Here is a 24,822-nt window from a genome sequence, read left to right on the forward strand (position 1 = left end):
ATATGAGTACATCCTCCGAATACCGATTTTCTTTTGGTCCTTGGAACATCCACGAAGGGGCCGATCCGTTTGGGCCGCCCGTTCGCCCGACCGTCGAGTTTCAACGCAAATTGGAGGTGTACAAGCAGCTTGGCTTCGACGCCGTTCAGTTGCACGACGACGATGCCGTGGCGGATCTCGAGAACAAGTCCTGGAACGACGCTCAGCAAGAAGCGAAAGCCTTGCGCAGTACGCTGGACTCGGCGGGGCTGGTAGCGGAGTTTGTCGCCCCTCGACTATGGGAAAGCGACTTGGGCGTCGACGGCGGATACACGGCCAACGATCCGCAGTGCCGCGCGTGGGCCATCGAACGCTCGAAGAAGGCGATTGACATCGCTCACCTGATGGGCACCGACTTGATCGTATTGTGGCTCGCCCGTGAGGGAACCTACATCCGTGAGTCGAAGAATGCCGCGCAGGCGTACGACTACATCATCGAAGCGATCAACGAGATGCTGGAATACAACCCGGCAATTCGCATCGCCATCGAACCAAAGCCAAATGAACCAATGGATCAGGCGTACGTGCCGACCATCGGTCACGCCCTGGCCATCGCCGAACGGACGTCGGCTCCGCACCGCGTGGGTGGGCTGATCGAAACTGCCCACGCTCAACTGGCGGGCTTGGATCCGTCGGACGAAATGGCCTTTGCCTTGGGGGCGGGTAAGCTATGGAGCGTGCATTTGAACGACCAGAACGGATTGAAGTACGATCAGGACAAGAGCTTTGGCAGCGTCGACCTGCGAGGGGCGTTCAATCAGGTTCGTGCACTCGAGGCGGCCCGGTACAGCGAGTCGGGCTGCTATATTGGACTGGATGTGAAGGCCATGCGGACCGAACGCGGCCCGATGTCCACGAAGCACCTGGCCAACAGCAAGGCGACGTTCGAGATGCTGGTGGACAAGGCCCGCTCGTTCCCCGAAGAAAAGGCTCGCGAATTGATCGAAGCGCGGGAGTACGAGTCGCTGGATCACCTGGTCATCTCCCATTTGTTGGGTCAAACGGTGAGCACGAAGCAAACGAGTCATGACAATGCTACCCAAGTCGCTTGATTCAAAGCTGAAGTCTCTGCAAAGCGACAACTCCAGCGGTGAGTTCATCTTGGCGGACGCCAAAGACGCGGACATGGCCTTTGGGCTGAGTTCGTGTGGCGAGCGAAGGCCACAGCAGTCGGACGAGCCCGCCTATCGCAGTTTGCAGGAGTACGAGGCGATCATCCGCCAGATCGTGGATCAGGGACTGGTCGACATCATGCTGATGAGCGCCCGTACGGCCGATCGCCTGGCGCGTCGCGAAGGCCTATTCGCAAACTCTGCGATGACGCCAGCGGTGCGAATGAACGACAGCACTGACATTTGGCTGGCCGGCAAGGACTATAGTTATGCCAATGAGCCATCGCTGCCGTTTTCCACGGCGAGTATCGCCCACGCCAAGACCGGAGTCGTTGATTCAGCCGACAATTCGCACGCGAGTGTCGATCTGGGGCTCTATTCCATCACGCTCAATCACGACGTAGCCCGCGATCGGGCGTCGCTGCTGGCGTATCGCGAGTTTCGTCATGAGGCGGAGCGGGCAGGGTTTCGGCACTTCCTGGAGGTATTTCCTCCTAACGCCCCAAGTGACTTGAAACCCGCCGATTACGCCCCGTTCATAGCCGATAGCATTGTCCGGCTTCTGGCGGGCGTCGCGGAGGCCGAGAGCCCGCAGTTCTTGAAGATTCCTTACCTGGGACCTCGCCTTACCGCAGCGTTGTGCGAGTTCGACCAAACCATAGTGGTTGGCATCATGGGGGGAGCGTCGGGCACCACGCACGATGCGTTCCACTTGCTGGCCGAGGCACGAAAAAGTGGCGTCCGGGCCGCACTGTTTGGTAGAAAGATAAATGGTGCGGAGGACCAACTTGCGTTTATCCAGCATTTGCGGCAAGTGGCCGATGGCGAAATTGCAGCCAGAGAAGCGGTCCGTAGTTATCATGCAGTACTGGCGAGCAACGGCATTGAGCCCAAGGTCGCACTGGAAGATGACCTCCAGCTCACGGCCGCCAGCCAGGGGCTAGGTGAGTCGGGCGTTTCCAAGGACACGGCCTCCTACTCGTCGGCCACAGCGGTTGCGAGTAGCACGGCGAGATGAATGGATTGAAAAACCAGCGCACGAGGCAGCTCATACATACGATTCGACCATTGTTCAATTAATTGCAGGTGAGAATGGACGGGCGACTTGGTATTCGTACGGTGAACGCCGCCGCGTGGCGGGAAAACCTTTACCCACTCATTCGCATGGTGGGATGCATGCTTTGCGTCTCGATGCTCTATAGCGAGACGCAGGCGCAGAGCAATTCCGACTCGCCTGACAATCGGCAGTTACTCGAACGAATCCATGCGCATATCGTCAAGCAGGCCGAGCAAGACGAGAAGGGACTTGTCGACTACACGAGCCAAATCCCTCGCACTGGCGTGGAGTACACGATGAAGGCTATCTCTGGTGGCACGTTCACTATGGGCAGCCCCGAGAGTTCACCCAACCATCAGGAGAACGAAGGTCCTCAGGTGGAGGTGAAAGTATCTCCATTCTGGATGGGCAAGTGCGAGGTCACGTGGGACGAGTACGAGCCCTTCATGGTTTCGCGTGTCGAGCGAAAAAAGAACGGCACCCGCAAAGACTACGATCCCGCGAAACATACCGTGGTGGACGCGGTGAGCGCGCCGACACCTCCCTACATGGAGATGAGTTTCGGCATGGGGCAGTCGGGCTATCCGGCGATCAGCATGACCCAGCATGCGGCCAACAAGTACTGCCAATGGTTGAGCGCACAGACCGGCCATTTCTACCGTCTGCCAACCGAGGCCGAGTGGGAGTACGCCTGCCGAGCGGGAAGTTCCTCGGAGTACTCGTTTGGCGACGATGTATCGCAGTTGGAAGACTACGCGTGGTACTACGAAAACAGCGAGCAATACGAGAAGGTGGGCACTAGAAAGCCCAACGCGTGGGGACTGCACGACATGCATGGCAACGTGATGGAGTGGACCGCCGATCGCTACGCCGAGGATTACTTCGATCAGATTCATACCAGTCCCGTGGACCCGTTCCTGCGTCCTACGAAGCTCTACCCGCGTAGCGTCCGCGGGGGCGGATGGGAGGACGACGCCGAACTGCTGCGTTGTGCCTATCGCCGCGGATCGGATCCTTCGTGGAAGATCCAGGATCCACAACTGCCCAAGAGTTTGTGGTACCACACCGACGCGATGTCGCTCGGGTTTCGCATCGTGCGTCCAAAGAAGGTGCCCACGGTGGAAGAGATGGACGCATTTTGGAACAGCGCCACAGGTTTGATTCGATAGAGGAGTTCACCTAACCACACACAATCCAGGGGTTTGTCCCTAAACTAGGCGAGGATTGAGATGAAGAACGAGACTCCAAACACCAATTCGACACGGCGGGGGTTCCTGCAGGCCGCGGGTGCCGCTTCTTTGTTGGCGGCGGTACCGCAGAACGTGTTCGCCCAAACGGGCTCCGAGGCGGGCATTCGCGTCGCCCTGGTAGGGTGCGGTGGTCGAGGTACCGGCGCCGCATTCGACGCCCTGAACGTTCAGCGTGTGCCACTGAAACTCGTAGCCATGGCGGACGTGTTTCCCGAGCGGCTGAATTCCAGCTACAACACCCTTTTGCAGTTTGTCGCCGAAACGCCCGAGAAACTCGACGTACCCGAAGATCGGAAGTTCATTGGATTCGATGCTTATCGTCAGGCAATGGACCAACTGCGTCCAGGCGATATCGTGATTCTCGCCACGCCCTTGGCATTTCGGGCGCCACACTTCGAGTACGCCATCGAACGCGGCCTGAATGTGTTTATGGAAAAGCCGCTGACGGCCGATGGCCCCACATCGCAGCGGATGCTCGAACTTGCCAAACAGGCCGACGAGAAAAACCTGAAATGCGGCGTGGGCCTGATGGTTCGCCACTGCCGAGCCAGGCAAGAGCTTCATAAACGCATCTCGGATGGCGAGATCGGCGACCTGATCACCATGCGTGGCTATCGCATGCATGGCCCGGTGGTCACTTGCTTCTCAACCCGCAAGCCAGCGGGTCGGTCGGAGTTGATGTGGCAGATCGAGCGATTTCACAGCTTTCTGTGGGCGAGCGGCGGCCTGTACAGCGACTTCAATATTCACCAGATCGACGAGCTGTGCTGGATGAAGAACGCCTGGCCGGTAAAGGCGATGGGAATTGGCGGACGTCACTACCGCGGAGACTATATTGACCAAAACTTTGATATCTACGCTATCGAGTACACCTTTGACGATGGATCGAAGTTGTTCTTCGATTCACGCATCATGGTCGGTTGCAAGAACGACATGTCGAGCGTGGCGCATGGCAGCAAAGGATCGGCCATTGTCAGCGCGTCTGGGCACTCACCAGGTAAGGTGCGAACGTTCAACTCGCAGAACCAGGACCGCAAGAGCCTGATCTGGAAGTACCCGCAACCCGAGGCCAATCCCTACCAACTGGAATGGGACGACCTGGTGGAGGCCATCGTAAACGATTCGGCCTACAACGAAGTGGAGCGTGGGGTGATTGCCAGCGTCGTCACCAGCATGGGACGCATGTCGGCGCATACTGGGCAGGAGATCACGTACGACCAGATGTTGAATTGCCCCGTTCAGCTTGCGCCCCATCTCGAGAGTTTCACGGCGGATGGCCCAGCACCGGTGATGCCCGACGCGGACGGCCGTTATCCGGTACCGCAACCTGGCATCGTGCGGGAATCGGAGTACGCGACCGCAAGCACTTGATGCTCCAGAGTGCGCGGCACATTGGTTACGTGGCGTGCACCTCGTTGCCGGAGTCGGAAGGCGCCGGCAACGGTCACGAAGCCCATCAGCAGGAGTGCGGAGGGCTCGGGAGTCGGGCTGGCAGTGCCTTGCTGCAACGTGCCGTAGTCCTGGCCAAAGTTGCTCTTCCAAACCAGGTAATCGGCGGCGGTAACGCCTGGAATGCCGTCGCCACGGTCGTTGATCGCCTGGTCGGTGGCAGCGCCGAGATGGTTGCGCCACAAGGCATAGTCGGCGAGGTCCACTATTCCATCTCCGTTGAAGTCGCCGGCTGATTGTAGCGACAGCGATCCGAAGACATCGATCTCGCGGACCAGCGGCGAGACGTACGCCTCGGTGAGACCGTCGTCGATACCAGTAAACGGATTCACTCCGTCGAAGGGGTCACGTACCAGGCCGTTCACGTCGGCTGCGGCGTAGAAATCGAATCGCATGTACTCCACCGAGGTGACCATCGGCTGCAAGTCGTCACTCGAAATGGTCACCACGGTGGCGCCGTCTGGCCCACCGGGAGTGGACGCCGAGTTTTCTGTGCCGGAGGGATCCGACTGGAAGTAGCCGAGCAATTCAAAGTTCTCACCGTCGGTGGAGGTATAAATGGCGGTGCTCGAGAAGATCCGTCCGTCCTTCCCCGCGTTGCCCGTGTGGAGGCGGATTTCGTCGATATCGTGCGGTGCCATCAAGTCGTAGACGATGGTCTTGGTGGGTGCACCTTCTGCGGGAAAATCGTTGAGTAGCCCCGTAACTCCCGAGCCCAGATCGCCGGCGCCGTCCGTAAAGGCTGCCAGACCATTGGGGTTGTTCGGATCCGTGGAGGCTGGGTTGGCCGGATGCCAGCCGTTGTCGCCGGCAAGTTCGGTGGGAATGAGTCCGTCCAGCAAGTCGGTCGAGCTATAACCTACGCTCAACCCGCTGTCGTCCATTGCATGCTCGGTCGATGCGACAATCCTCGGTCCCTGACCTTCGTTGCGGGCGACGAACTCGTGGTAAGACAGTTTCGGCTGTCCAACTCCATCGACGAGTCCCCAAGCACCTGTTACGTCGTCCGTCCATTGGTACCAGTAGGTCCGCTTGATATAGGATTGCGATTCCATGTAGTCGTAGGCCGTGGCCATGTTGTCTCGCTGCAACTCTTGTGTATTCGTGCCGACAGTTTGCCAACTGAACTCCGTTACCATGACGTCCGCCGAGTCGTTGTTGGCCGCCTGGCCCGACCGCACCGCGTTGAAGTAGTCGGCAATCTGCTCGGTTTCCAGCGCCGATCCTTGGCTGATGTAGAAGTGGTAGCCGAAGTTGTCCCACGGGTACTGGCGACCGAACTCGCCCTCGAAACTGCCCCAGACGGATGCCTGATCATAAACCTGCTGCATGTAGGGCATCGCGGTGGAGAAACTGCCGCCGATGTCGTGCGCGAGTAAGCCACCCGTGGTGAGTTGCACACCTTCCGGGCCAACCAATGCGCTGTCAGCCAGCGAGCGGTAGGTCTCGGACAGCAGATTGGCGTACACTCGAGGGAGGATGTAGGTACCTCCCGCATTTTGTGGGTCGGACGCATAGCCTGGGTTGGACCAGGCATTTGGCTCATTCCAGATCTCGAACGTTCGAATATCGGTCTGGTAACGGTCGACGAGAAACTGTGCGGTGTTGGCGAAGTCGGTCACGTAGCCGTTCACGCCATCGCCATCGCCGTCGTCGTTCCAGGCGACCTGGCCGCCGGCGACGGTTTCGTTTGAGAAAAGCCCCAGCACTTCCAAGCCGGCATTGCGTGCGTTGGCAATCACCTGGTCGTACATTGCCAGTTGATTGGCGTTCCAGGAGGTAGCTCCGGAATCGAGCCTGAAGTTCACCCGCACCGAGCCAGTACCCGTGGCGGTAAACGCGGAAGCCGCCTGAGGAGTGAGCAGCACATTGCCGTTCCAAACCGGCGCACCCGCATTGAGACCGTGAAAAGTGTCGGCCCCTGCGGGCTGCAGGATTGCCATCCACAGCAACACCGGTAGAACCTTCGATAGAGACATAGTTTTCGCTGCCGCGATCCTGGGTACGACAAAAAGTAAGCAGGCGGTGGATCTGAAGACCCAGCCGCCCGCTTGTTGTTGGAGACTGTTAACTGACAGTTTTGCTTCAACGGCGACGCCGGGCTATCAGACCGACTCCCAAAGTCGCCAAGCTGGCCAGCATGACCGACGATGGTTCGGGCACGGTCAGCACGTCGATTTCCCACACCAGTGGCGAGGTATTCGGCGCAGAAAGTCCGTCGTCGGCACCGGTGAATGGATTCTCACCATCGAAGGGATCACGCATCTGCCCGCCGGTGTTGTCGACCCCGTAGAAGTCGAACTGAATGTTGGTAACACCACTCGCCAGGAAGGGGGATGCATCGTCGAAAATGGTGACAAGAGTCGACCCCCATTGGCCCGAGTTGGTGGTGCCGGAGGGATCGGATTGGAAATAGCCGAGGGTGTCGAAGTTCGCGCCATTGTCCGTGGACAGACCGATGACAGTGGTCGAAAACACCCGACCGTCCAGCCCATCGTTGCCGGTGAGGATTCGAATTTCACCAATGTCCGTGGCGCCTGCCAAATCGTACTGCAGTCGCTTTGCGGGCAAACCAGCGTCGGGAAAATCGTTAAGCAATCCTGCCAACCCGGATTCGCCCGAGTCATTGGTGAAAGTCGGCAAACCACTGGGGTCGAGCGACCCGTTTGTCGCCGCGGGATTCGCTGGGTGCCAGCCGTTGTCGCCGGGAAGTTCGGTGGCGATCAGCCCCGACAGTGCATCGCCAACCGCAACGCTTCCGTCGAGAGAGTTGCCAAGCGCGCCATGCACAGTCGAAGAAGTTACAGCAGCGTTGGCGACGGACGCCGTCATTAGAATCGTTGACGCAAACACAAGCCGTCTCATTAGACATCTCCTCAAAGGTGAAAAGGACTCGTCAAGCAACAGTGCGATGTCGAGAAGTTTTGCAGCAAGCCTTGTGACTGCTGCGAGGTAGCCAAATCAGAATTGCTGCCGTCAGGGTGACGGCAAGGTAATAAGTTGCTGGTTCAGGCACCGCGGCAGCCGCCACCGCGGCTGGCGATCCATCCGATGCTCCGAAGTACAGTTTCCACACGCTGTAGTCGTCGGCATCGATCACGCCATTTGAATTCCCGTCGGCCCCGGCACCTGCAGTTACCGCTGTGCCAAGAGTATTTCGCCACACGGTATAGTCGGCGATGTCGACGCTGCCGTCACCGTTATAGTCTCCCACCACTTGCGCTGCGGGAGCGACGACGTCGATCTCCCACACGAGTGGCGAGATGAATGCGGGCCCGAAGCCATCGTCCACTCCGGTAAAGGTGTTGATGCCGTCGAAGGGATCGACATGGACGCCGCTTACGTCTCCCCCTGGGCCACCGAAGATGGCGACCGAGTAAAAGGAGATCTCAATGTTCGTCACGCCGGTAAGCATTGTTGTCGAAGCGTCATTGTAAATACTGGTGATGGTTGACGCTTGCTCTGGGTCGAACGGTGCTTCTGGCGATACTTCGTTGTTGAACACTCCCGATGGATCCGACTCGAAATAGCCCAGGCTTTCGAAGCTGGACCCATCATTTGTCGAGTACAAGATGGAAGCGGTTAAGAAGATGCGACCATCCGAATTATTCCTGTTACCGGTCAGGATGTTGATCCGGCCGATGTCGGCCGGCTCCGCCAGCACGTATTCCACGATCTTTACCGGTGCGCCGGACAGTGGTACTGGTGCGCCACCTGGCTGGTTGTCGTTCAGCAGGCCAGTCAATCCTGTGCCGCGTTCTCCCACTCCATCGGTAAGGGAAGGCAACTGATCGTTCGGATCGACGTTGTTCGCGGGGTGCCAGCCGGTGATGGGAAACTGATCGTTTTCGTAGACACCGGCTTCCCCAAACGATGCCGGCTCTTCGGACAGCCCTTGAATAAGATCGTCGTCAAACAGAAGTCCATCGAGCGCGTCGTGTTCGGCGCCATGAAGCGATGACGAAGTGACCGCAGCGTGGCCGCCACTGGCGGTCAGTAGTAAGCTCGCAAAGCAGCAACCTATCCAAGCAAGTCTATTGCTGTGACTGTAAAACATCCGCCTCCCCTTAGTTGCAGATAGCAAGAGATACACAAGCAGGCACGCAAAGCAACGAGTTCAACGAAAAGGGCGACTGGTTAGTCGCGGGAAGCCTTCGAACAATCGGGGTCGACTGCGCGATGGCCCAGTGCGTTCGCACTCGGGTGCTATTTTAAAATACGACAGGCAGATGTGCCACTAGTTTTTATGGCGGTTTGGCGCTGATACTTATGTATCGCCATGGGACAAGATTGTATTGCCAGGCTGGTTGGTGATTCAGTCGTATCAGGTAGTGCACCATCTCGAGCAGTCTTTTACGCCGAAACACTTCGACTCAGCCTTCCCGATTTGTTATGTTGAGTTGTACGACAGTCAGCAGCCTTGACGGCCCGCTGAGCCCCGATTCTCCTCGCGTCGCTACTTTTCCCTTGCTCGTCTCCCCCCGTTCATTCGAGGAAAGTCTTTAGATGTCCAGGCGCATTGTGAGCGGCTTTACGCTCGTCGAACTACTCGTGGTAATTGCCATCATTGGTATCTTGGTGGCACTTCTGCTGCCGGCGGTGCAGTCCGCACGCGAAGCAGCACGAAGGCTGCAGTGTCAGAATAATCTGAAGCAGATGACGCTCGCCATGCTCAACCATGAGAGCACTCATGGCGCATTGCCGAGCGGGGGATGGGTTGGCAGTTGGTTGGGCGACCCAGACCGCGGGTTCGGTGTGGAGCAGCCCGGCGGCTGGATATACAACATACTGCCCTTCATCGAACAGCAGGCGATTCGGGATATGGGGGCGGGACTTTCCGACAGAGAAAAGTGGCCGGTGTACCGCGAGCGAGATGCGCTGACGGTCGATCTGCTGAATTGTCCAACCCGCCGCCCTGCCCAGCCGTACCCCAACGACAAAGGGCACAAGCCGGTGAACGCACGGCGGTCCCCCTTGCACGCTAGATCGGACTACGCCGGGAATGCGGGTGATATTCGCTATCTCGAGGCGTGCATCAAGATCATTGAATTCAAGACCGACGCAGAGGCGGTCTTGGCCACATCGGGATGGCCGCCAAAGCTTTCGTGGACCACCGGCGTTGTTCATTCCGGCACGACGGTACCTCTGCGGTCTATCACCGATGGCTTGTCCAATACCTACGCCTTGGGCGAGCGATACATCAATGCCAACAACTACGGCGACGGGTTCGAGCCCGGCAATGATTGGTCGATGTGGACGGGCTATCAGAACGATATTGTCCGCTCAACCTACCACTATCGCCAGGACGAAGAGGATCGCGTGCCAGTCCAAGACACGCCGGGACTGGACTTCGAAGATCGCTTTGGAAGTGCTCACCCTGGTGGATGCAACATGTCGTTTGTCGATGGCTCAGTAGCGCTCGTCGGTTACGATGTCGACCCCGAAGTGCATCGCCGCAACGGACATCGATCGGACGGTGGATCCGATCGCGATACGAACGAGGATCCATTTCCAGCGGCGGGCTCCTAGCACCAAGCGGGAATCACTACTAACTCTCTCTGTCACTGGCAACCTCCGCGTTGTTGGAACATAAAGGCGAGCATTTCTTGGCATCAACTTGTGTGATCAGGCGATGAAGAATCTCTTGCTGCTTGGATCGCTACTACTGGCGATGGATATCGGCTGTTCGGGGCAACCAGCGGCCTTGCGCACCGAGTTTGCGCCATCGCAAATGGCCACCGACGCGCTGGCAGCCTACGACGCAAACTCGGATGGCCAACTCGCGGGCGAGGAGCTGGATGCCGCGCCAGCTATCAAGAAGAATCTGGCCCTGTACGACAAGGATGGGAATGGATCAGTAGCCGAGGAAGAACTCGAAGCCCGCTTCGAAGCGTGGGATGGGGCGGGGGTCGCATTTCGACGTTTGGACGTCAAGCTGACTCTTGACGGGCGTCCGCTTCAAAACGCAACCATTACCTTTGAGCCGGAAGTCTATATGACGGATTGGGTCAGGCCAGCAACTGGCACGACCGGCAAGTCGGGCATGGCCAAGATGAGCGTTGCCGCCGAAGATTTACCGGCAGAGCTCAAGTCACGCGGGCAGAACATGAAGGGGGTGTACGTCGGCGCGTACAAAGTAAAGGTCGAGCACCCCAGCAGTAGGCTCCCCGAAGGGTACCGCAGCGGCGCATTGCTGGGAGAGGAAACCTCGAGAGATGCCCTGGACGTGTCGGCCCAGATCGATATCCGCACACGTGGCTGAATGGCGAATGTGTTCTTGGGTTGAGCGGGCCTGCGCTAGGTGTGCTTGCTCCGGTATTGCGATGGTGTCGAACCCACCTGCCGCAGGAACAAGCGGTTGAAGTGTGACAGATTGTTGAAGCCACAGCGAATGGCGATCTCGCTGATTGGCCCAGCTTCCTCCACCAGCATCCTCCGGGCATGGTCGATACGAACCCCATTCAGAAAACCGATCGGCGTATGTCCCGTGTACTGCTTGAAGTGCCGGCACAACGTCGCCCGGCTGATATCCACCGCCTCGCACAGGTCGTCAATCGTGAGGTCTTCGTGGAAATGCTCAATCACCAGCCGGATGGCTTTGGAGATGGCATGCGAGTGGGGCGTCTCGCCGCGGAGCGTGAAAGGTTTGTCGCAGAGCAATCGGTAACGCGACGAGTCAAGTTCGCGGAGTTCGCAAAACAACTCCAGCAGCAACGTCAGTCGCGACAACCCTGTGCTCTGCTCCATCAACTGCATGCGCTCCCCCACACTGGCTGCGAGCGATGGGTCGAAGAGGATGCCGCGCCGTGCGATTTCCAGTAGATCGTCCAACTGACGTAACTCGGGAAACACGTGACGTGCTTCGTGCGACTCAAAATCCACCTGAATCGAGTAGCCGCTCGATTGCTCCAGCCCGCTCCAATAATGGGGCACGTTCGGGCCCACGAAAACAAGCTCTGGCGCATGGACATTTCCGATATGATCGCCGATGAAGCGGGAGCCCGTCCCTTCGGCGATGAATGTCAGCTCGGCCACGGTGTGCGCGTGCCAATGTTTGCCAGAGCCAACAAACGGCATGTGGGTCGCATCGGCCAGGCAGACCTCCACCTCGTCCAAACTGCCTTGCCAACGCAGCAACCGGAACGATTCGTGAGGAGGGGGCTCGATATGCTCGCGGTAGACCGTCATGCCACAATTATAGCGGCCTGGGGCCCAAGTCGGCTAGAATCTTGACGCGATAGTATTAGAGCCCCTCAAGTTCGTCACATCGGCGCCCCCCAGAAGATCGTATTGGATGGGATTCGTTAAGGCGAGGCAGCATCCGTACTGATTTACTGGGGCAACTCAAGAGGAATATCATTCTGTCCGTTGGCAACCGTCACCAAGAGGCCGCTCGTCATGGGATCGGCGTATTGCTCAGGCAGGATGCCGGCCTTGGGCTTTCGCTGTTTGGCTTGCTGCTTGGCGTACTCTTCTCGAGACAGCCCCGGGTCGATGTCGTCCGAAATGGCAACGGTTACGACGTTCTCCCCAATCAGTGCTCCGTCGCCAGGCTCATAAGTGGAGAGGGAGAACTTGCCGTCGCTATCGGTAGTGCCGGACGAGTAGCGTGCTGCATTGACGCCACGAAACGTCACGATGGCGTCGGCGACGGGCTCTCCATTGAAGGTCAAACGACCCGTAACGGGTGCCAGCTTGGGATCATTAGAGCCACTGCATCCGACCAGGCTGACAAGCATCAGCAGTGCGGTTAAACGTCTCACCGAGGGGGCGGGAACCCGCCCCTTTTCAATAGAAGTCTTCATTACTGGGTGCACCTCTACCTCACTGGTCCTGAAGGGCCGCCCGAACCAGCGGTGGTCAGCGGGGTGTCGTCGAGCGTCCCGTCTCGCCGGTCGCCTCGTCGCTGGAAGTTGAGGTAGTCAATGTCTTCCTGCAAGAACTGTACGGAACCGTCACAGAAGGCGAATTGTGCTCCTCCAGGATGTTTCGACTTGAAACCGGCGTCGGTAACCCAGTTGTTCCAGGAGTTGCAGTTCTTGGTCGGCGTGCCATCGTTACCGAGTCCCTCTTGCGGACAAGTTGGATAATTGATGGGTGGCGCCGTGCCAGCGTACCACTGTTGGCTGCTCCACCACGGATGCTGGATGCTGGTGCTGCAACCAGGGCGTGTTTCCCCCATGGCGATGGTGTTCGTGGTGCCGTCGAGGATCTCGCGAATGCTGGCGGCCCAGCCACGGCGTGAAAACACTCCCGAGATTTCACTGGCTTTTTCGGAGTTGCCATCTGGCGATGGACCGTTGCCGAAGGTGTTGCCGGGATAGAGCGTCTGGCAGGCGCCCAGTCCCGACGTCTTCTGGGCACCAACGGAGGTGCCGTAGTTGGTGGGCGGATATCCACCGGCGCCTCCGCCCGGCAGTGGGTTGGGAGTGAGCTTAGGGAAGTCGTCGCTGGGGCAACGCAGGTGTGGCAATTCGGTGGTACGCAAGGTCTCGTCCGCTTCAATCTGGGCAGCGACATCGCCGTCCAGATTCAGCCGCTCATGAAAGCTGCTTCCTTCGATGAACGGAAGCAGCTGGACATGCACCGATCCTTTACGGGCTGTCGTGTCGCCTGCATACCAACGGGAATTGGCAGGGAACTGGTTGAACTGCGAATGGAAGTTTTGCAGCGCCAGCCCTAGTTGCTTCAGGTTATTGGAGCACTGGGTGCGGCGGGCGGCCTCGCGTGCTGCTTGAACAGCGGGAAGCAGCAGGGCGACCAGGATGCCGATGATGGCAATTACCACCAGCAACTCTACAAGCGTAAATGCACTACGCAATTTGGGTTCGTGTAATCGCAAAACGACACCTCAGTAAACGTACAGTGAAGGGCTAAGGCCTAGCGAGTTCGCTTCGCTAAGGACCGGAATTCCAAATCCGCCTGCAGAATCCACCCGAGCCGTCTCGAGGGGGGTGCAAATTGAACTGCGATGAAGAGTGATTACCATCACCTCGTTCTCGCAACTTGGTTAGCACTGGTTACAGTACAAAAAAATAATCCTGGTTGTCTAGGCAACAGTAATCCGCATCGTCCGTGCGCCGGCAGCTCGCAGTCCCCACGACCGTTGCATGGGATATTGATCGAAGGCCAGGTCGCGAGCAGCTTCCAAAGTGATTTCTTCGTTGCGGGTTCTTAGTGATGCATCGGAAGAAAAGTTCGCAGGTGCAAAGGCGTCTTCGGCAGATAACTGTGTGGAAACACGCAAGGTGTCGAGCAAGGAGTGTTCGGTGGTTGCAGTTGGGAAGCTGCTGTTTGCAGTGACATACGTACGACCAAGGTTGGGCGCTCGCGAGACGGGATTCCCCGTAGACGAAAACCATGATCGACCAAGGCGTTCATCCGATGCGTCGCTGCTGCTGCCCATTATTGGCGCAGTAGTGCTTTCGGTCGATGTGTCTGCGGGTTCCGTCACGGCGGCAACTACCTCCGAGCTGACTTGCGCTTCGGCAGCAGGGCTAAACGACTGTCCCAGATGATTTCGCCATACGGTATAGTCCGCCAAATCTACGGTACCATCGAGATTTCCATCGGCTGCCAGGAAGCTTCCTCCGCTGGAGGGATCACTCGTTTTCCCGAATGAGTCTTTCCACAGTGAATAATCGGCTTGGTCGACATTTCCATCGTTGTTGAAGTCGCCCTGTACCGCCGAAGCCAGGGCGCTGAAGCTCAATGCAACGCCACCCTGAGCGTTCCAGGCTTCCCGCAGGAGATACCAGTCCGAGAAGTTGGTGGTGCCATCCAAGTTGAGGTCGCCATGCATGTACTGCTCGGCTTCGGTTAACCCGGTGGTGTCGCTCCTCCAACCCTGCAGAAACAACGCGACATCGTTCGAGTCGAGGCCGCCGTCGAGATTCACGTCGCCGGGCAGGAATCCAGTGCCGACCGTCACCTCAATGACAAACTCTTGTGTGTTACCGGCACTCGATTGATAGCTGACCGTGAAGGAGTCGAGCCCGCTGATAATGTTCGGCTCGTAGGTGTAGGTCCCGTTGCCGCTGTCGGTGAGTGTTCCATGCTGGGGCTGTGAGGTAATGCCGGCGAATGTGGCGACACCGTCCATACCGAGTCCACTGGCCGCAGCGTCGATCACCTGTAATTCGCCAAGATCGATCTGGAAATCGCCGAGTGATGTCGCCAGTGGCATCCAGTCGGGGAGGGCGGCCACCGAGTTGATTGCGGACTGGCTGACGGTGAGTCCCCAGGTATCGACCATGAACTCGGTCATGTCGTAGCCAACTTCGTTCGACCAACGAACCAACCACTGGTCCTTCTCCTCAGCGTTGCTGGAAGGAAGGGCACTGGGATTGTTGGCGTTGTCGGCTTCGTAGCTGGCGAAGACATTTCGATAGGTCTCGAAGCCGAATCCATCGGCGAGCTGAAACCAGAACGACCAGCGACTCGACTTGTTGGAGTAGGTGCCACCCTGGGCCACATCGGCAATGGCCCGTTGCATCGTTTCCAACGGGTCGGCCGAGTAGGCCCAACTGTTGGACGAATCGGGTGACTGGTTCTCGAGGGTATAGTTAGAGAAGACGTTGACGGTAACCTCGCCATCGCCATCAAATGTCCACCAGCCACGTTGGTGGTTGTGTCCCAACTCGTGAAAGTCGCCCCACGAGCCATCGACTGGCAGGCTGTTCCAGTCAGCCAGATTTCCCCAATACCGGTCGTAGGCTTGAATCGGAAACCCAGAATGCGCGGCGCCCGCCGAGTTCTGGATGTCGACATTAATGAGTTCGGGGCCCGTGCGTGGTTCCAGCCGGGCTGCAAGTTCATCCTGCAGGGCGACCACCTCGTTCCACCAGGCCATCAGCGCGGTGGGTTCGGCAAGCGTCGCGCTTTCAGAGGACCGCTGGACGATGATCAGATTGTCCGAAACAAACACCGCGTACGGAGCCGGGTAATCGCGGAACGTGTCGATCCACTCTTGATCGGTGTGCTCGCCCAACACGAAGTAGGGCTGCCGGATGGCGCCGTCGATGTTGATGTCGACATCGCCCAAGTTGGGTGGGGGCGAGTAAGCATTGCCACCGAGGTCGATGAAGATCGATCCCCCAAAAGCACTGGCAACTTGGATGGTGGTCTGGTCGATGTCGAAGGAGCGATGCACGACCGGCATCCGTTCCCAGGAGTCTCGCTGCGAAATGTTATCGGTGTGAGCGTTGATCCGAATCCGGAACCCTCGGCCCACTAGGGACGATGGCACCGTAATGGTGACGATCTCGCCCGGCGCCGCGTACAAACCCGTGGCGTGCCAACGCGTGGAACTCGTGTCGATGGAGACCGTATCTGACACTCGAGGAGCATCGTCGGGAATCGTTCCGTAGATGGTCTCCGCCGTATGATGGGCGGCGACTTCTTCCACGGGCGTGGCCTGCAAAAGATTGGATTCCCAGGTGAGCACCGCCTTGTCGAGGGAGTTGGATACCGGGGTAAACGGAGTCGCGCTGATACTGTCTGCCCGACCAGAGAAAGCCTCCGAAATCGCCACAGCGAGCGGGTGGTCGGCGGGCAAGATATCGAGCACCGTTTGCAGTGCCTCGCCTGCCTCTTCCTGCTGTGCGGTGGTGCCGCTTCCGCCTGACCAGAGTTGCTGAGTGAATTCGAGCGCCTGCGACGCGTTGGCAAGTTCGGTCGATCGTCGCGTGGCGTTCGTGGTGCCGTTGCGGAAGCCGTTGGCCCAGCCGAGGCCAGCTTCGCGCAGGACCTGGTTGCCATCGAGCGTCACCAGGTCGTAGCCCAGCGACTCGTATCCCCAGCCGGTGCCGCCGGTGATCAGACCGCCACCACTCTGCACATAGTTGCTGACGGCGGCCTGCTTGGCGGCGCTAACGTTGGGGCCAAGTTCCGCGACCAGGAGATCCGCACCCGCCAGGTAATTTTCCCAATCGCTATGGACGGACACATTGTCAAAGCCTTGGCTCACCAGCCAATCACGGGTGCCACTCGAGGGGGTCACAATCGCGGCCGAGGTGTCCGCAATGCCGGTGATCCACTCGATACTGTTGAGATAGAACTGCCCCGTGTCGAGTGAATTGCCCACGGAGTTAAAGTTGGTGTAGCCGTTGTGGCCAAATGCGACGATTCTTCCGCTGCCCCAAACGGATGCGGCCACGATGGGGCGGTAGTCGCCATCGTGGATGACGCCAAAAGCGCCTTCGCCCGCCGCGGCGCCAGGCGGATCAAACACCGCAATTTGCCCTGGCGCGCCAACGATGGCAATCTGCGAAACACCTGCCAGCAACTGATTCCGATACGCCTGGGCGTCGCTCACCGACACAAGCGCCGCCAGGTCTCCAGTGGATGCGGGAACCTCGGCTGCGGCAACTTCGGCTGGGGTATCCACACCGGATGCTGCATCGTCCGGCTCACTCGTGACCGGACACGCTGCGACCGGATTGCCGCTCAGTACCTGACGTGGCTCGAGCTGCTCAATTGAGAGCTTTTGAGCACTCCGGTGCCTGAGGGTTTCAGCAGCCTTCATCTAATCTCTTTCTGTTCCTGGTGGGACGCCAAAGGTGTGGGGATTGCGCGGTAGCCCCCTGTGCAACTTGCAAAGAGGGGCGTTCCACCGAGCGACCCAACCCGCGCTCCTGCCACACGACGCAAGAGGTGAGGATTCGACCCACGTTACCACTCGGTAAGGTGTTGTTCGAAGCCCTCCACCTACGATGTGGAAGGAGCTTCCAGTTGGAACTATCGCTGGCGAGGTACTAGCCCTTGCCGAGTTCGCTTCGCATCGCGTCCTGATGCTCCTGGTGCAACTTCTCCTTATCGGCCGGCGTCAGTTCTGGCGCCTTATTGCAGCCGATTTGTGGAAACGCAACAACCGCGACGAGAGCGATAGTGGCCGAGTAAACGCGAATTTGCTGCACCAATAAACCACGCATGGGGTAACCTTCAACTCGAATGCTTGTGCTGCCTGTGTGCGATGAACTACCGAACGGGACCCGTCGGGCCTTTCGGAGCTACTCCCTCTGGCCGCCCGGCAATGGTGCCAAGATCGAACCAAACGTTTGCGTCCACGTCTTCGTTGACGGTATCGACGCTTCCGTCGCAGCGAACGATGTTTACGGTTCCCATGTGATTGCTGCTGGGCGGCGAGATCAGGTCGTAAAACTTTGTTGATCCGTAGCGCCAGCAGGTGGAGTTCGGCGGCAGGATGTGGTTGTACCAGTTCCGCCACATGGTGCCCTCGTGCCAGGGGTATCCGCGCCAACGCCAATCGGGCTTGGGAGCGGTTTGCCAGTTTTGAGCGAGGATCGAATTACGCACTTCTTCCAGGGTTCCGGAGGTGCTCACCTCAGCACCTACAAAGCAATCTGCTTTGGGATCGGGTTCGAGTCCGGAGTTGCCTAGACCATTCAGCACCTCGGCAAACGCCGCGGTATTGCTCAGTCCGTCGACGATCCGACGGAGTTTTCTTGGTGCGACGCCCTCATAGTCCGCGTTGTAGCTAGTGGCTTGGCGATCAGGGCCGAATGGGCCATCCCACTCTCCAGAATACGTTACCCAGCCACCCGAGTTGGCGTGATAATTGGTCCACCCCATAGGTGTACCCAGCGTTACCATGCCGTTGCCATCCGACGGGCAGCGCAGGATGTTTAGCTCGGTCTCGGCAATCTGCGTATTGTGTGCCGTCCAGGGGTTTCCGTTGGGATCTTCGGCCTTGATCACAAACAGGTCACTGAGCGTGCCCTGTTCGAAGTAGGGCAGCATCTGCGCGTGGGGCGACCAATACCCGGCCGATGTGTTGATGGTTCCCAACGATCCAGCTGGCAGCTCCTTCTTCGCCGATTCGTAATTCAGTAGGGCCAACCCCAATTGCTTGAGGTTGTTCTTGCAACTGGTGCGACGAGCCGCTTCGCGAGCTGATTGGACTGCCGGAAGTAGCAGTGCAACAAGAATCCCGATGATCGCAATGACCACCAGCAGCTCCACCAAGGTGAAACCGTGCTTCAATTTGCGAGACAACTTCTGTGACATAGATAGATCCGCGGGCAGTTAGAGGGTTCGGATCGCCTGAATCGGGGGGGGAGATACCGATAATATCCCGCACATAACACACGGACCATGGAGATTTGTAAAGCTCGCAGATAATTCGGCTGCGGTTTTAATCACCGAGTTGCAGCTTGCGGTAGTCACGCGGTGGGACGCCTTCGGCTTTGCGAAAGACCTGGCTGAAGTAAAGGTCGTCGTGGTAGCCACACATGCCCGCGATGGTGCCAATCGACAAGCTTGTCTCTGCTACCAAACGCCGTGCCTCACTCATACGGCGATTGAGGATGGCCGTAGCGGGTGTCATGCCGGTCGCTTCGACAAACCGTTTGTGGAAAGTCATCCGTGAGACACTTTGGGTGTGTGAGACCACATCGTTCACCTTGATGCCTTCGCAGGCATGGTCGTGAATGAACTTCATGGCTGCATCGATATTGCAGCCTTGTGCCAGGAGTCCCCCGGTGGAAGCGCGCACCAGCAGTCGAAGTCCTGGTACACGAATGAGTTCTTGCGGTGCCGGCTTGCCAGCCAGCATCTCGGCAACCAGTTCGGCTGCCCGAAAGCCAATCGCTTCGGAAGGCAAATAGGAGGCTGTTTGCTGCGGTTTACTTGCCAAGGAGACGTCAAAGCCGTCGCTGCCGATAATGGCAATATCGCCTGGAACATCGATGCCGAGCAGTCGGCAGCAGACGCAAAGGTAGGGGCCCGAACGGGTTTGTTGCGTGAAAACTCCGGCTGGTTTTGGCAGCTCATGAAGCCATTTCGCCAGCGATTGGTCGACTTCTGTGGTTTGGTCGAAGTCTTCAATCAAAGGCGGGTTAAACGGTGTGTCGAAGCTGTGAAACTCGAGCCCGTGCGCGTCGGTGTGCTGCTTGTACCGTTTGCGAACGTTGAATTCTCCCTCCTCGCACGCCATAGTGAACTGGGTGATAAACCGAACGCCGATTTCCTCAAAATGCTCGTGAACCAGGGTGTAGAGTTCCTCCGCATCCCCTAGTACGACTGCCCGCCCGGGATTCGGTTCGCAGCGGGCTGTATTTACCACGGGGCGACCACCTTCGGCCACTGCTTCTAACAGGTTCTCGCGGTCGGCTGCCAGAAAGCTGACCACGGCTTTGGGAGCCCATTCTGCAAACGAGTCGGGTAAAGCGGTCGCTTCCTCTTCCACGAAGAACTCCCGCGTAATGAATCCATTGCGGGGCATGGCAAATCGGCAAACGCCACTCGCAAGACGCCGCACCATGTCGTACTTATCCTGCGTGACAAACGCCAGGCGAGTTAAAGATGATTTCATGTGGTTTGCGGATCACGGCGGGAGCGTAAGCCTGTGGCGTAGAACGGTGGCAACCGATAGAGATACGTACTCAAGAGCGCAGAGTCTTTTTTGATCGGTTTCCTGAACCGTTTACAAAACTATATGGTTCGTCTTCTAGTGGTCAACTAGTTTATGCCTATCAGGTGGAAGCGGTAGCGCTAATCTCTGCGCTGCTCCGCACACGTCGTGTGGATCGCCGCGGTGAATGGATCACTGCATCGGACCCTCGCCGTATGCCGAACGTCATGACCGACCGCCTGCGTACTCTGCGGGTCGCCATCGTGACCCTGCCTAGCAAGATAATTGAAGACTGCCCCCCTCCTTAGACCTTACTTCGCTTAAGGGAATTATGAGTCCAATGAAGAAACTCTATTGGTTAGTTGGATCAAGTGCGCTACTCGCCTGCCTGACAGCACTGCCCCAAGTTGCATCGGCGCAATCCATTGGCGTCAACATCCAGATGCCCAACGGTTGGGGAGGCTGGAACTACCACGCCAACCTCTATCAAACCAGCGAAAACCGCGCGGGCTATGAGTTGCAGGACAATTGGAACCAGTTGAACCGCCAAGGTGCTGACCCGGATCTCGATATGACGGGTGCCACGGCCTATCCACTGATTGACAGCACGGGTGCAGCGACTGCGACTACGGTGTCCGTAACCGGCGATTTTACCTACGGGTTCTACAACAACGTCGACAACTTTGCTGGAATTGATCCTGGCAGTCATGAGCTCAGTACGTTGGAGTCGAATCAGGTTCGTCTCTACAACGGATTCATTGGCTACAACTCCGGAAATTCCGGCAACGTCTTTTCGCTTTCGGGAATCCCCTACGACACATACGACGTAGTCATTTATCCCAGCAGCAGCAATGGGCGTACGGCCAGTGTTCAGCTCAATGGTGCTGGCGATACGTACTACTTTGAGTCGGTGACTAGCTACTATGCGAAGGAGCAGCTCAGCAACTGGGATGAGCCTTGGCTGGTCGGTACTAGCACGACTCCCGGTGAGTATTCTCAGGCCAACGTCATCGTTTTCGAGGGAGTAACCGGCTCCACGCTGGACGTGTTCCACGAGGCCATCAGTGGCAACTCCGGCATTGGCGCAATTCAGATTATTGGTCCAGAAGTGCCCGATCTCACGCTGACTCTCGAGGTAAATACGGACAACGGCGAGATCATGCTGTCCAACAATACGGCGGCCCCTGTCGGCCTCGCCGGGCTGTCGATCATGTCCGGTGGTGCTTCGCTGCTACCAGGCAGCTGGAACTCCATTTCGGACAGCTACGACGAAGGCGCTGGTGGTAGCATCTCTCCAGATCCCTGGCAGGAAATTGAAGCTAGCAGCTCCGAACTGGCCGAAGGTACGCTTGGCTCGGCAGGCGCCACGTTGGCTGCCGGCGAAAGCATTTCGCTGGGCAATTCTTGGGTACAGTCGCCCATTGAAGATTTGTCGTTTGAGTATCTGTTGTCTGGTGTCAACGAGACGATTACCGGTGCGGTCAGTTATTCCGGCAGCAACGGTCGTCTACGCCCCGGCGACTACGACGGCAATGGTGTTATCGATGCAAGCGATTGGCCCACCCAGCGTGACAACTATGGAGCAGACCTGACCGGCATGACAACTGTTGAGGCATACCTGATGGGCGATATGGACTTCGATGGCGATAACGATCTGGCCGACTTGCGGGCGTTCAAGGCGGCCTATTTGGCCGCCGGCGGCTCACTGTCAGCCCTGAGTGGTGCATCGGTGCCCGAGCCGAGTACGATCATGATTCTCTCCGTGGCTGGCGCCCTGGTTTGCGGTCGCCGGCTTCGTCGCGCGGTTCGCTACGCAGCCCCCTTGTTGGTTGCCGCTGTCTTGCTCCTGGCTGGCACGCAAGCAATGGCCCTTTCGATTGGCGTCAACTTCAATAGCAACAGCAACGAAGTCTTCGCCAGCACCACTTTGGCAGGCGCTGTGGCACAGACCAACTGGAACCAGAGCACCCCGGCCGCGAATGATATCAACGAAACCATTTCCGGCCTCGTCGATAGTTTCGGTACCGCTACTAGTGCCAGCGTAACTTTCACAGCACCCAACACCTGGGCCCAAGGTGGTGCCAACACCTCCGATGGCAACATCAGCTTGCTGAAGGGGTACTTGGACGATGGTGGTGCAGGATCGAATGTGCAAGTCACCGGCGTTCCATACGCCGAGTATGACTTGTACATCTACGGCATTGGTGACGGTGCCCAGGGCACGATCATGGAAGATTTCAGCGTTACCGCCGGTGGTTTCTCTGCGAACCCCACTTGGGTGCGTGCAGCCAATGTCACTGCCGGTGGCGCGCTGATCGAAGGGGGCGACGGCATCGAAGGCCACTATGTCAAGCTAACCGGCCTTACTTCGTCGGATCTCACCATTACGGGTGCTCGAGGTGCTACCGGCCGTGCCCCGCTGGCGGGTTTTCAGATTGTCGACCCCTCCGTAGCGACGGCTCTCACACTCCGCATCGATCCCGAGACGGGCATCGGAACGATCATGAATAGCATTGGAGGCCCCGTCGACCTAGATTTCTATGAGATTGCCAGCGGCGATTCAAACTCGTTGACCTACAGCACCTGGCAGTCCGTTCAGGACACCGGCAACGGTGGCCTGCCGCAGGGCGATGGGTCGGGCAACGGCTGGGAGGAGCTCGGTAACTTGGGCGACGACAAGCTGTCGGAGTTCTTCCTTGACGGTCAATCCACACTGGCCGACGGTGCCAGTGTCTCGCTCGGCAGGATCTTCGATACCAGTGGCGGCGTGCAGGAAGACATTACTTTCCAGTACAGCCTTGGTTCATCGCTGATCAACGGCATTGTCGAGTTTGCCGCCGGCCCCGAGGGTCTGCCCGGCGACTACAATAACGATGGATCGGTGGACATCGCCGACTACACCGTGTGGCGTAATAACCTGGGTGCTGCTGACGAGTCGGGCCTCAATGGCAATGGCGACGGCGGTGGAGTAACCATGTCGGACTACGCCTATTGGAAGACTAATTTCAGCACCAACAATGCTCCTTCCATCGGGGCTGCTTCGGTGCCCGAACCGTCCACTGTTCTCGTGGCCCTGATGGGTGTTGCCGGTGCCGTGGTTTGCGGTCGTCGCTTCAACATGGCTTACTGCAAGCCGGCTGTGATGTTCTGTCTGTTTGCGTTCGTCGTCAGTGGCATCGCCCGAGCGGACTACACGAATGATCGCTTGTACCTTTTTGGTGAAGGAACGGGCGAAAATGGTTCTCCGGGAGTCGTGGTTGGCAGCGGACACAACATCTCCGGTGCTGGTGACACGCTCGACGAAGTCGGCGTACCCTCCGAACTGCCTGGAGCCTACCTCGACCTGGTTCAGACCGGCGCCCCAACCTATGTCAGCATGACATCGGGTGCCTACGCCCGGTCTGGTGCAACTGCCGGAGGTCTGGGAGTCTTGTTTGATGGTGTGGACGACGCCCTGAGTGGCATTGCCCTGAACCGTCCCGACGAACTGGCAGGTCAGATTGACTTGATCGATGGCATAGAGGATGGAACGCCCGTGTATCCCATCGACTACACGGGCATTACTGGCCGTGGTTTGCAGATGTGGGTCTATCCGGATGCCTCCGCTATTGGCTCAAGCGAGTCGCCCACGACCTTCCAGAGCATTGTGTCCGATACGCTTTCTAGTGGCGGACCTGCGATCAATGCTCAGGGCCAATGGACTCAGATCAACTCGGTTCACATTGGTGTTCCGGCCACCGTCCCCGTGGAAGGTGATACTTGGTATCACGTGATGCACCACAACTATATTCTGTCCGAACCGGATGAAGGTAACAACGTGGATGCTCTAAGCGTTGTCTATGTCGACGGCAAGGCAGTGTCCGCGAACTTTGACGTTTTGTTTGCCGGATACAATGGCGACTTGGTTGTCGGTGGCCACGACACCGGTGAAGGTTACGATAACTTCTTCACGGGAGCCGTAGATAACCTGGAGATGTACGTCTTTGGTGACAACGAGACCGGCACTCCGGGCAACTACGGCGATGGCGAGGATTGGGGTACCTTCAACTACTGGACCGACAACGAATGGGTTGCCGATTGGATGGCGACGAATCATGGAAGTGTTGTCGGTGGTACTCCGATCGTTGGCGACACCGACTTCGACAACGACATCGATAACGATGACGTGATGGCTCTGATCAACGGTTGGCGACAAGGCAATCTTTACCAGGGAGCCCACGGACCTTCGCCTGCCGGTGACTACCTCACCTGGCAAATGGGCGATCTGAACTTCGATGGCGTGGTCAATCTCACCGACTGGTGGATTATGCGTGACGTTCATCCGGACGGAGCCAATTTGAATCTGGCCGCATTGATGGGCGGTACCAGTGTGCCCGAGCCCAGCAGTCTGCTAATTGTTCTTGGTGCCGGTGGTCTTTTGGCGGTCCTGCGCAAGCGGGCGGCCTAAGGTATCAGGCCCACCGAAGTCTTGAGAGCTCTCTGCAGAGAGCTTGATTGAGAGGTGCAACGCTGGGCTGGGCAGCGGCCCAGCGTTGCACCCTT

The 24,822-nt window shown here is 58.1% G+C and carries 17 protein-coding genes; 7 read left to right on the forward strand and 10 right to left on the reverse strand.

Annotated features, from left to right (window positions below; all coding sequences use genetic code 11):
• Window positions 1–2 precede the first annotated feature (2 nt).
• The 4 genes from NG895_RS04225 to NG895_RS04240 all read left to right on the forward strand — a co-directional run bounded on the left by NG895_RS04225 (window position 3) and on the right by NG895_RS04240 (window position 4,829).
• A complete protein-coding gene (locus NG895_RS04225) occupies window positions 3–1,091 on the forward strand; it encodes a TIM barrel protein (protein ID WP_252851204.1) in 1,089 nt (362 codons plus the stop codon).
• Window positions 1,066–2,169 carry a hypothetical protein gene (locus NG895_RS04230; protein WP_252851205.1) on the forward strand — a complete coding sequence of 368 codons (1,104 nt, stop codon included), beginning with the start codon at window positions 1,066–1,068 and terminating at the stop codon, window positions 2,167–2,169. Before NG895_RS04225 ends, NG895_RS04230 begins: the two co-directional genes overlap by 26 nt.
• Before the next feature lie 74 nt (window positions 2,170–2,243).
• Window positions 2,244–3,377 carry a formylglycine-generating enzyme family protein gene (locus NG895_RS04235; protein WP_252851206.1) on the forward strand — a complete coding sequence of 378 codons (1,134 nt, stop codon included), beginning with the start codon at window positions 2,244–2,246 and terminating at the stop codon, window positions 3,375–3,377.
• A 60-nt stretch (window positions 3,378–3,437) separates the two neighbouring features.
• Window positions 3,438–4,829 (forward strand): Gfo/Idh/MocA family protein, encoded by a 1,392-nt coding sequence (locus NG895_RS04240; protein WP_252851207.1) that lies wholly within the window; start codon window positions 3,438–3,440, stop codon window positions 4,827–4,829.
• On the opposite strand, the gene NG895_RS04245 is transcribed toward NG895_RS04240, so the two are convergent.
• The 3 genes from NG895_RS04245 to NG895_RS04255 all read right to left on the reverse strand — a co-directional run bounded on the left by NG895_RS04245 (window position 4,769) and on the right by NG895_RS04255 (window position 8,964).
• Window positions 4,769–6,886 carry a glycosyl hydrolase gene (locus tag NG895_RS04245; RefSeq protein ID WP_252851208.1) on the reverse strand — a complete coding sequence of 706 codons (2,118 nt, stop codon included), beginning with the start codon at window positions 6,884–6,886 and terminating at the stop codon, window positions 4,769–4,771. The two genes, NG895_RS04240 and NG895_RS04245, sit on opposite strands and share 61 nt — an antisense overlap.
• Before the next feature lie 106 nt (window positions 6,887–6,992).
• Window positions 6,993–7,772: a PEP-CTERM sorting domain-containing protein gene (locus NG895_RS04250; protein ID WP_252851209.1), complete on the reverse strand. Its 780-nt coding sequence runs from the start codon at window positions 7,770–7,772 to the stop codon at window positions 6,993–6,995.
• 31 nt (window positions 7,773–7,803) lie between these two features.
• Window positions 7,804–8,964, reverse strand: a complete 1,161-nt coding sequence (locus NG895_RS04255) for a dockerin type I domain-containing protein (protein WP_252851210.1) — start codon at window positions 8,962–8,964, stop codon at window positions 7,804–7,806.
• Between the two features lie 449 nt (window positions 8,965–9,413).
• Here NG895_RS04255 and NG895_RS04260 point away from each other — a divergent pair, with 449 nt between their 5' ends.
• Together NG895_RS04260 and NG895_RS04265 are read left to right on the forward strand one after the other, a co-directional pair.
• Window positions 9,414–10,436, forward strand: a complete 1,023-nt coding sequence (locus NG895_RS04260) for a DUF1559 domain-containing protein (RefSeq protein WP_252851211.1) — start codon at window positions 9,414–9,416, stop codon at window positions 10,434–10,436.
• A gap of 103 nt (window positions 10,437–10,539) precedes the next feature.
• The gene (locus NG895_RS04265) at window positions 10,540–11,169 is read left to right on the forward strand and encodes an EF-hand domain-containing protein (RefSeq protein WP_252851212.1); all 630 of its coding nucleotides are present in this window, start codon (window positions 10,540–10,542) and stop codon (window positions 11,167–11,169) included.
• Window positions 11,170–11,204: 35 nt separating this feature from the next.
• Here the strand turns inward: NG895_RS04265 and NG895_RS04270 are convergent, their stop codons facing one another.
• From NG895_RS04270 to NG895_RS04300, 7 genes are all read right to left on the reverse strand, one after another.
• Window positions 11,205–12,095, reverse strand: a complete 891-nt coding sequence (locus NG895_RS04270; protein ID WP_252851213.1) for a helix-turn-helix domain-containing protein — start codon at window positions 12,093–12,095, stop codon at window positions 11,205–11,207.
• Between the two features lie 143 nt (window positions 12,096–12,238).
• A complete protein-coding gene (locus NG895_RS04275; protein WP_252851214.1) occupies window positions 12,239–12,712 on the reverse strand; it encodes a DUF4198 domain-containing protein in 474 nt (157 codons plus the stop codon).
• Between the two features lie 14 nt (window positions 12,713–12,726).
• Entirely contained in the window at window positions 12,727–13,728 is a 1,002-nt protein-coding gene (locus NG895_RS04280; protein WP_252851215.1) for a DUF1559 domain-containing protein, read from the reverse strand.
• A 228-nt stretch (window positions 13,729–13,956) separates the two neighbouring features.
• Window positions 13,957–17,433 (reverse strand): M60 family metallopeptidase, encoded by a 3,477-nt coding sequence (locus NG895_RS04285; protein WP_252851216.1) that lies wholly within the window; start codon window positions 17,431–17,433, stop codon window positions 13,957–13,959.
• A gap of 229 nt (window positions 17,434–17,662) precedes the next feature.
• Window positions 17,663–17,839 (reverse strand): hypothetical protein, encoded by a 177-nt coding sequence (locus tag NG895_RS04290; RefSeq protein ID WP_252851217.1) that lies wholly within the window; start codon window positions 17,837–17,839, stop codon window positions 17,663–17,665.
• 46 nt (window positions 17,840–17,885) lie between these two features.
• The gene (locus NG895_RS04295; RefSeq protein WP_252851218.1) at window positions 17,886–18,935 is read right to left on the reverse strand and encodes a DUF1559 domain-containing protein; all 1,050 of its coding nucleotides are present in this window, start codon (window positions 18,933–18,935) and stop codon (window positions 17,886–17,888) included.
• Between the two features lie 127 nt (window positions 18,936–19,062).
• Window positions 19,063–20,241 carry an AraC family transcriptional regulator gene (locus tag NG895_RS04300; RefSeq protein WP_252851219.1) on the reverse strand — a complete coding sequence of 393 codons (1,179 nt, stop codon included), beginning with the start codon at window positions 20,239–20,241 and terminating at the stop codon, window positions 19,063–19,065.
• A 379-nt stretch (window positions 20,242–20,620) separates the two neighbouring features.
• Here NG895_RS04300 and NG895_RS04305 point away from each other — a divergent pair, with 379 nt between their 5' ends.
• A complete protein-coding gene (locus tag NG895_RS04305; RefSeq protein WP_252851220.1) occupies window positions 20,621–24,727 on the forward strand; it encodes a PEP-CTERM sorting domain-containing protein in 4,107 nt (1,368 codons plus the stop codon).
• Window positions 24,728–24,822: the final 95 nt, after the last annotated feature.

Origin of the sequence: Aeoliella straminimaris (assembly GCF_024054565.1) — a bacterium.
GTDB lineage: Bacteria > Planctomycetota > Planctomycetia > Pirellulales > Lacipirellulaceae > Aeoliella > Aeoliella straminimaris.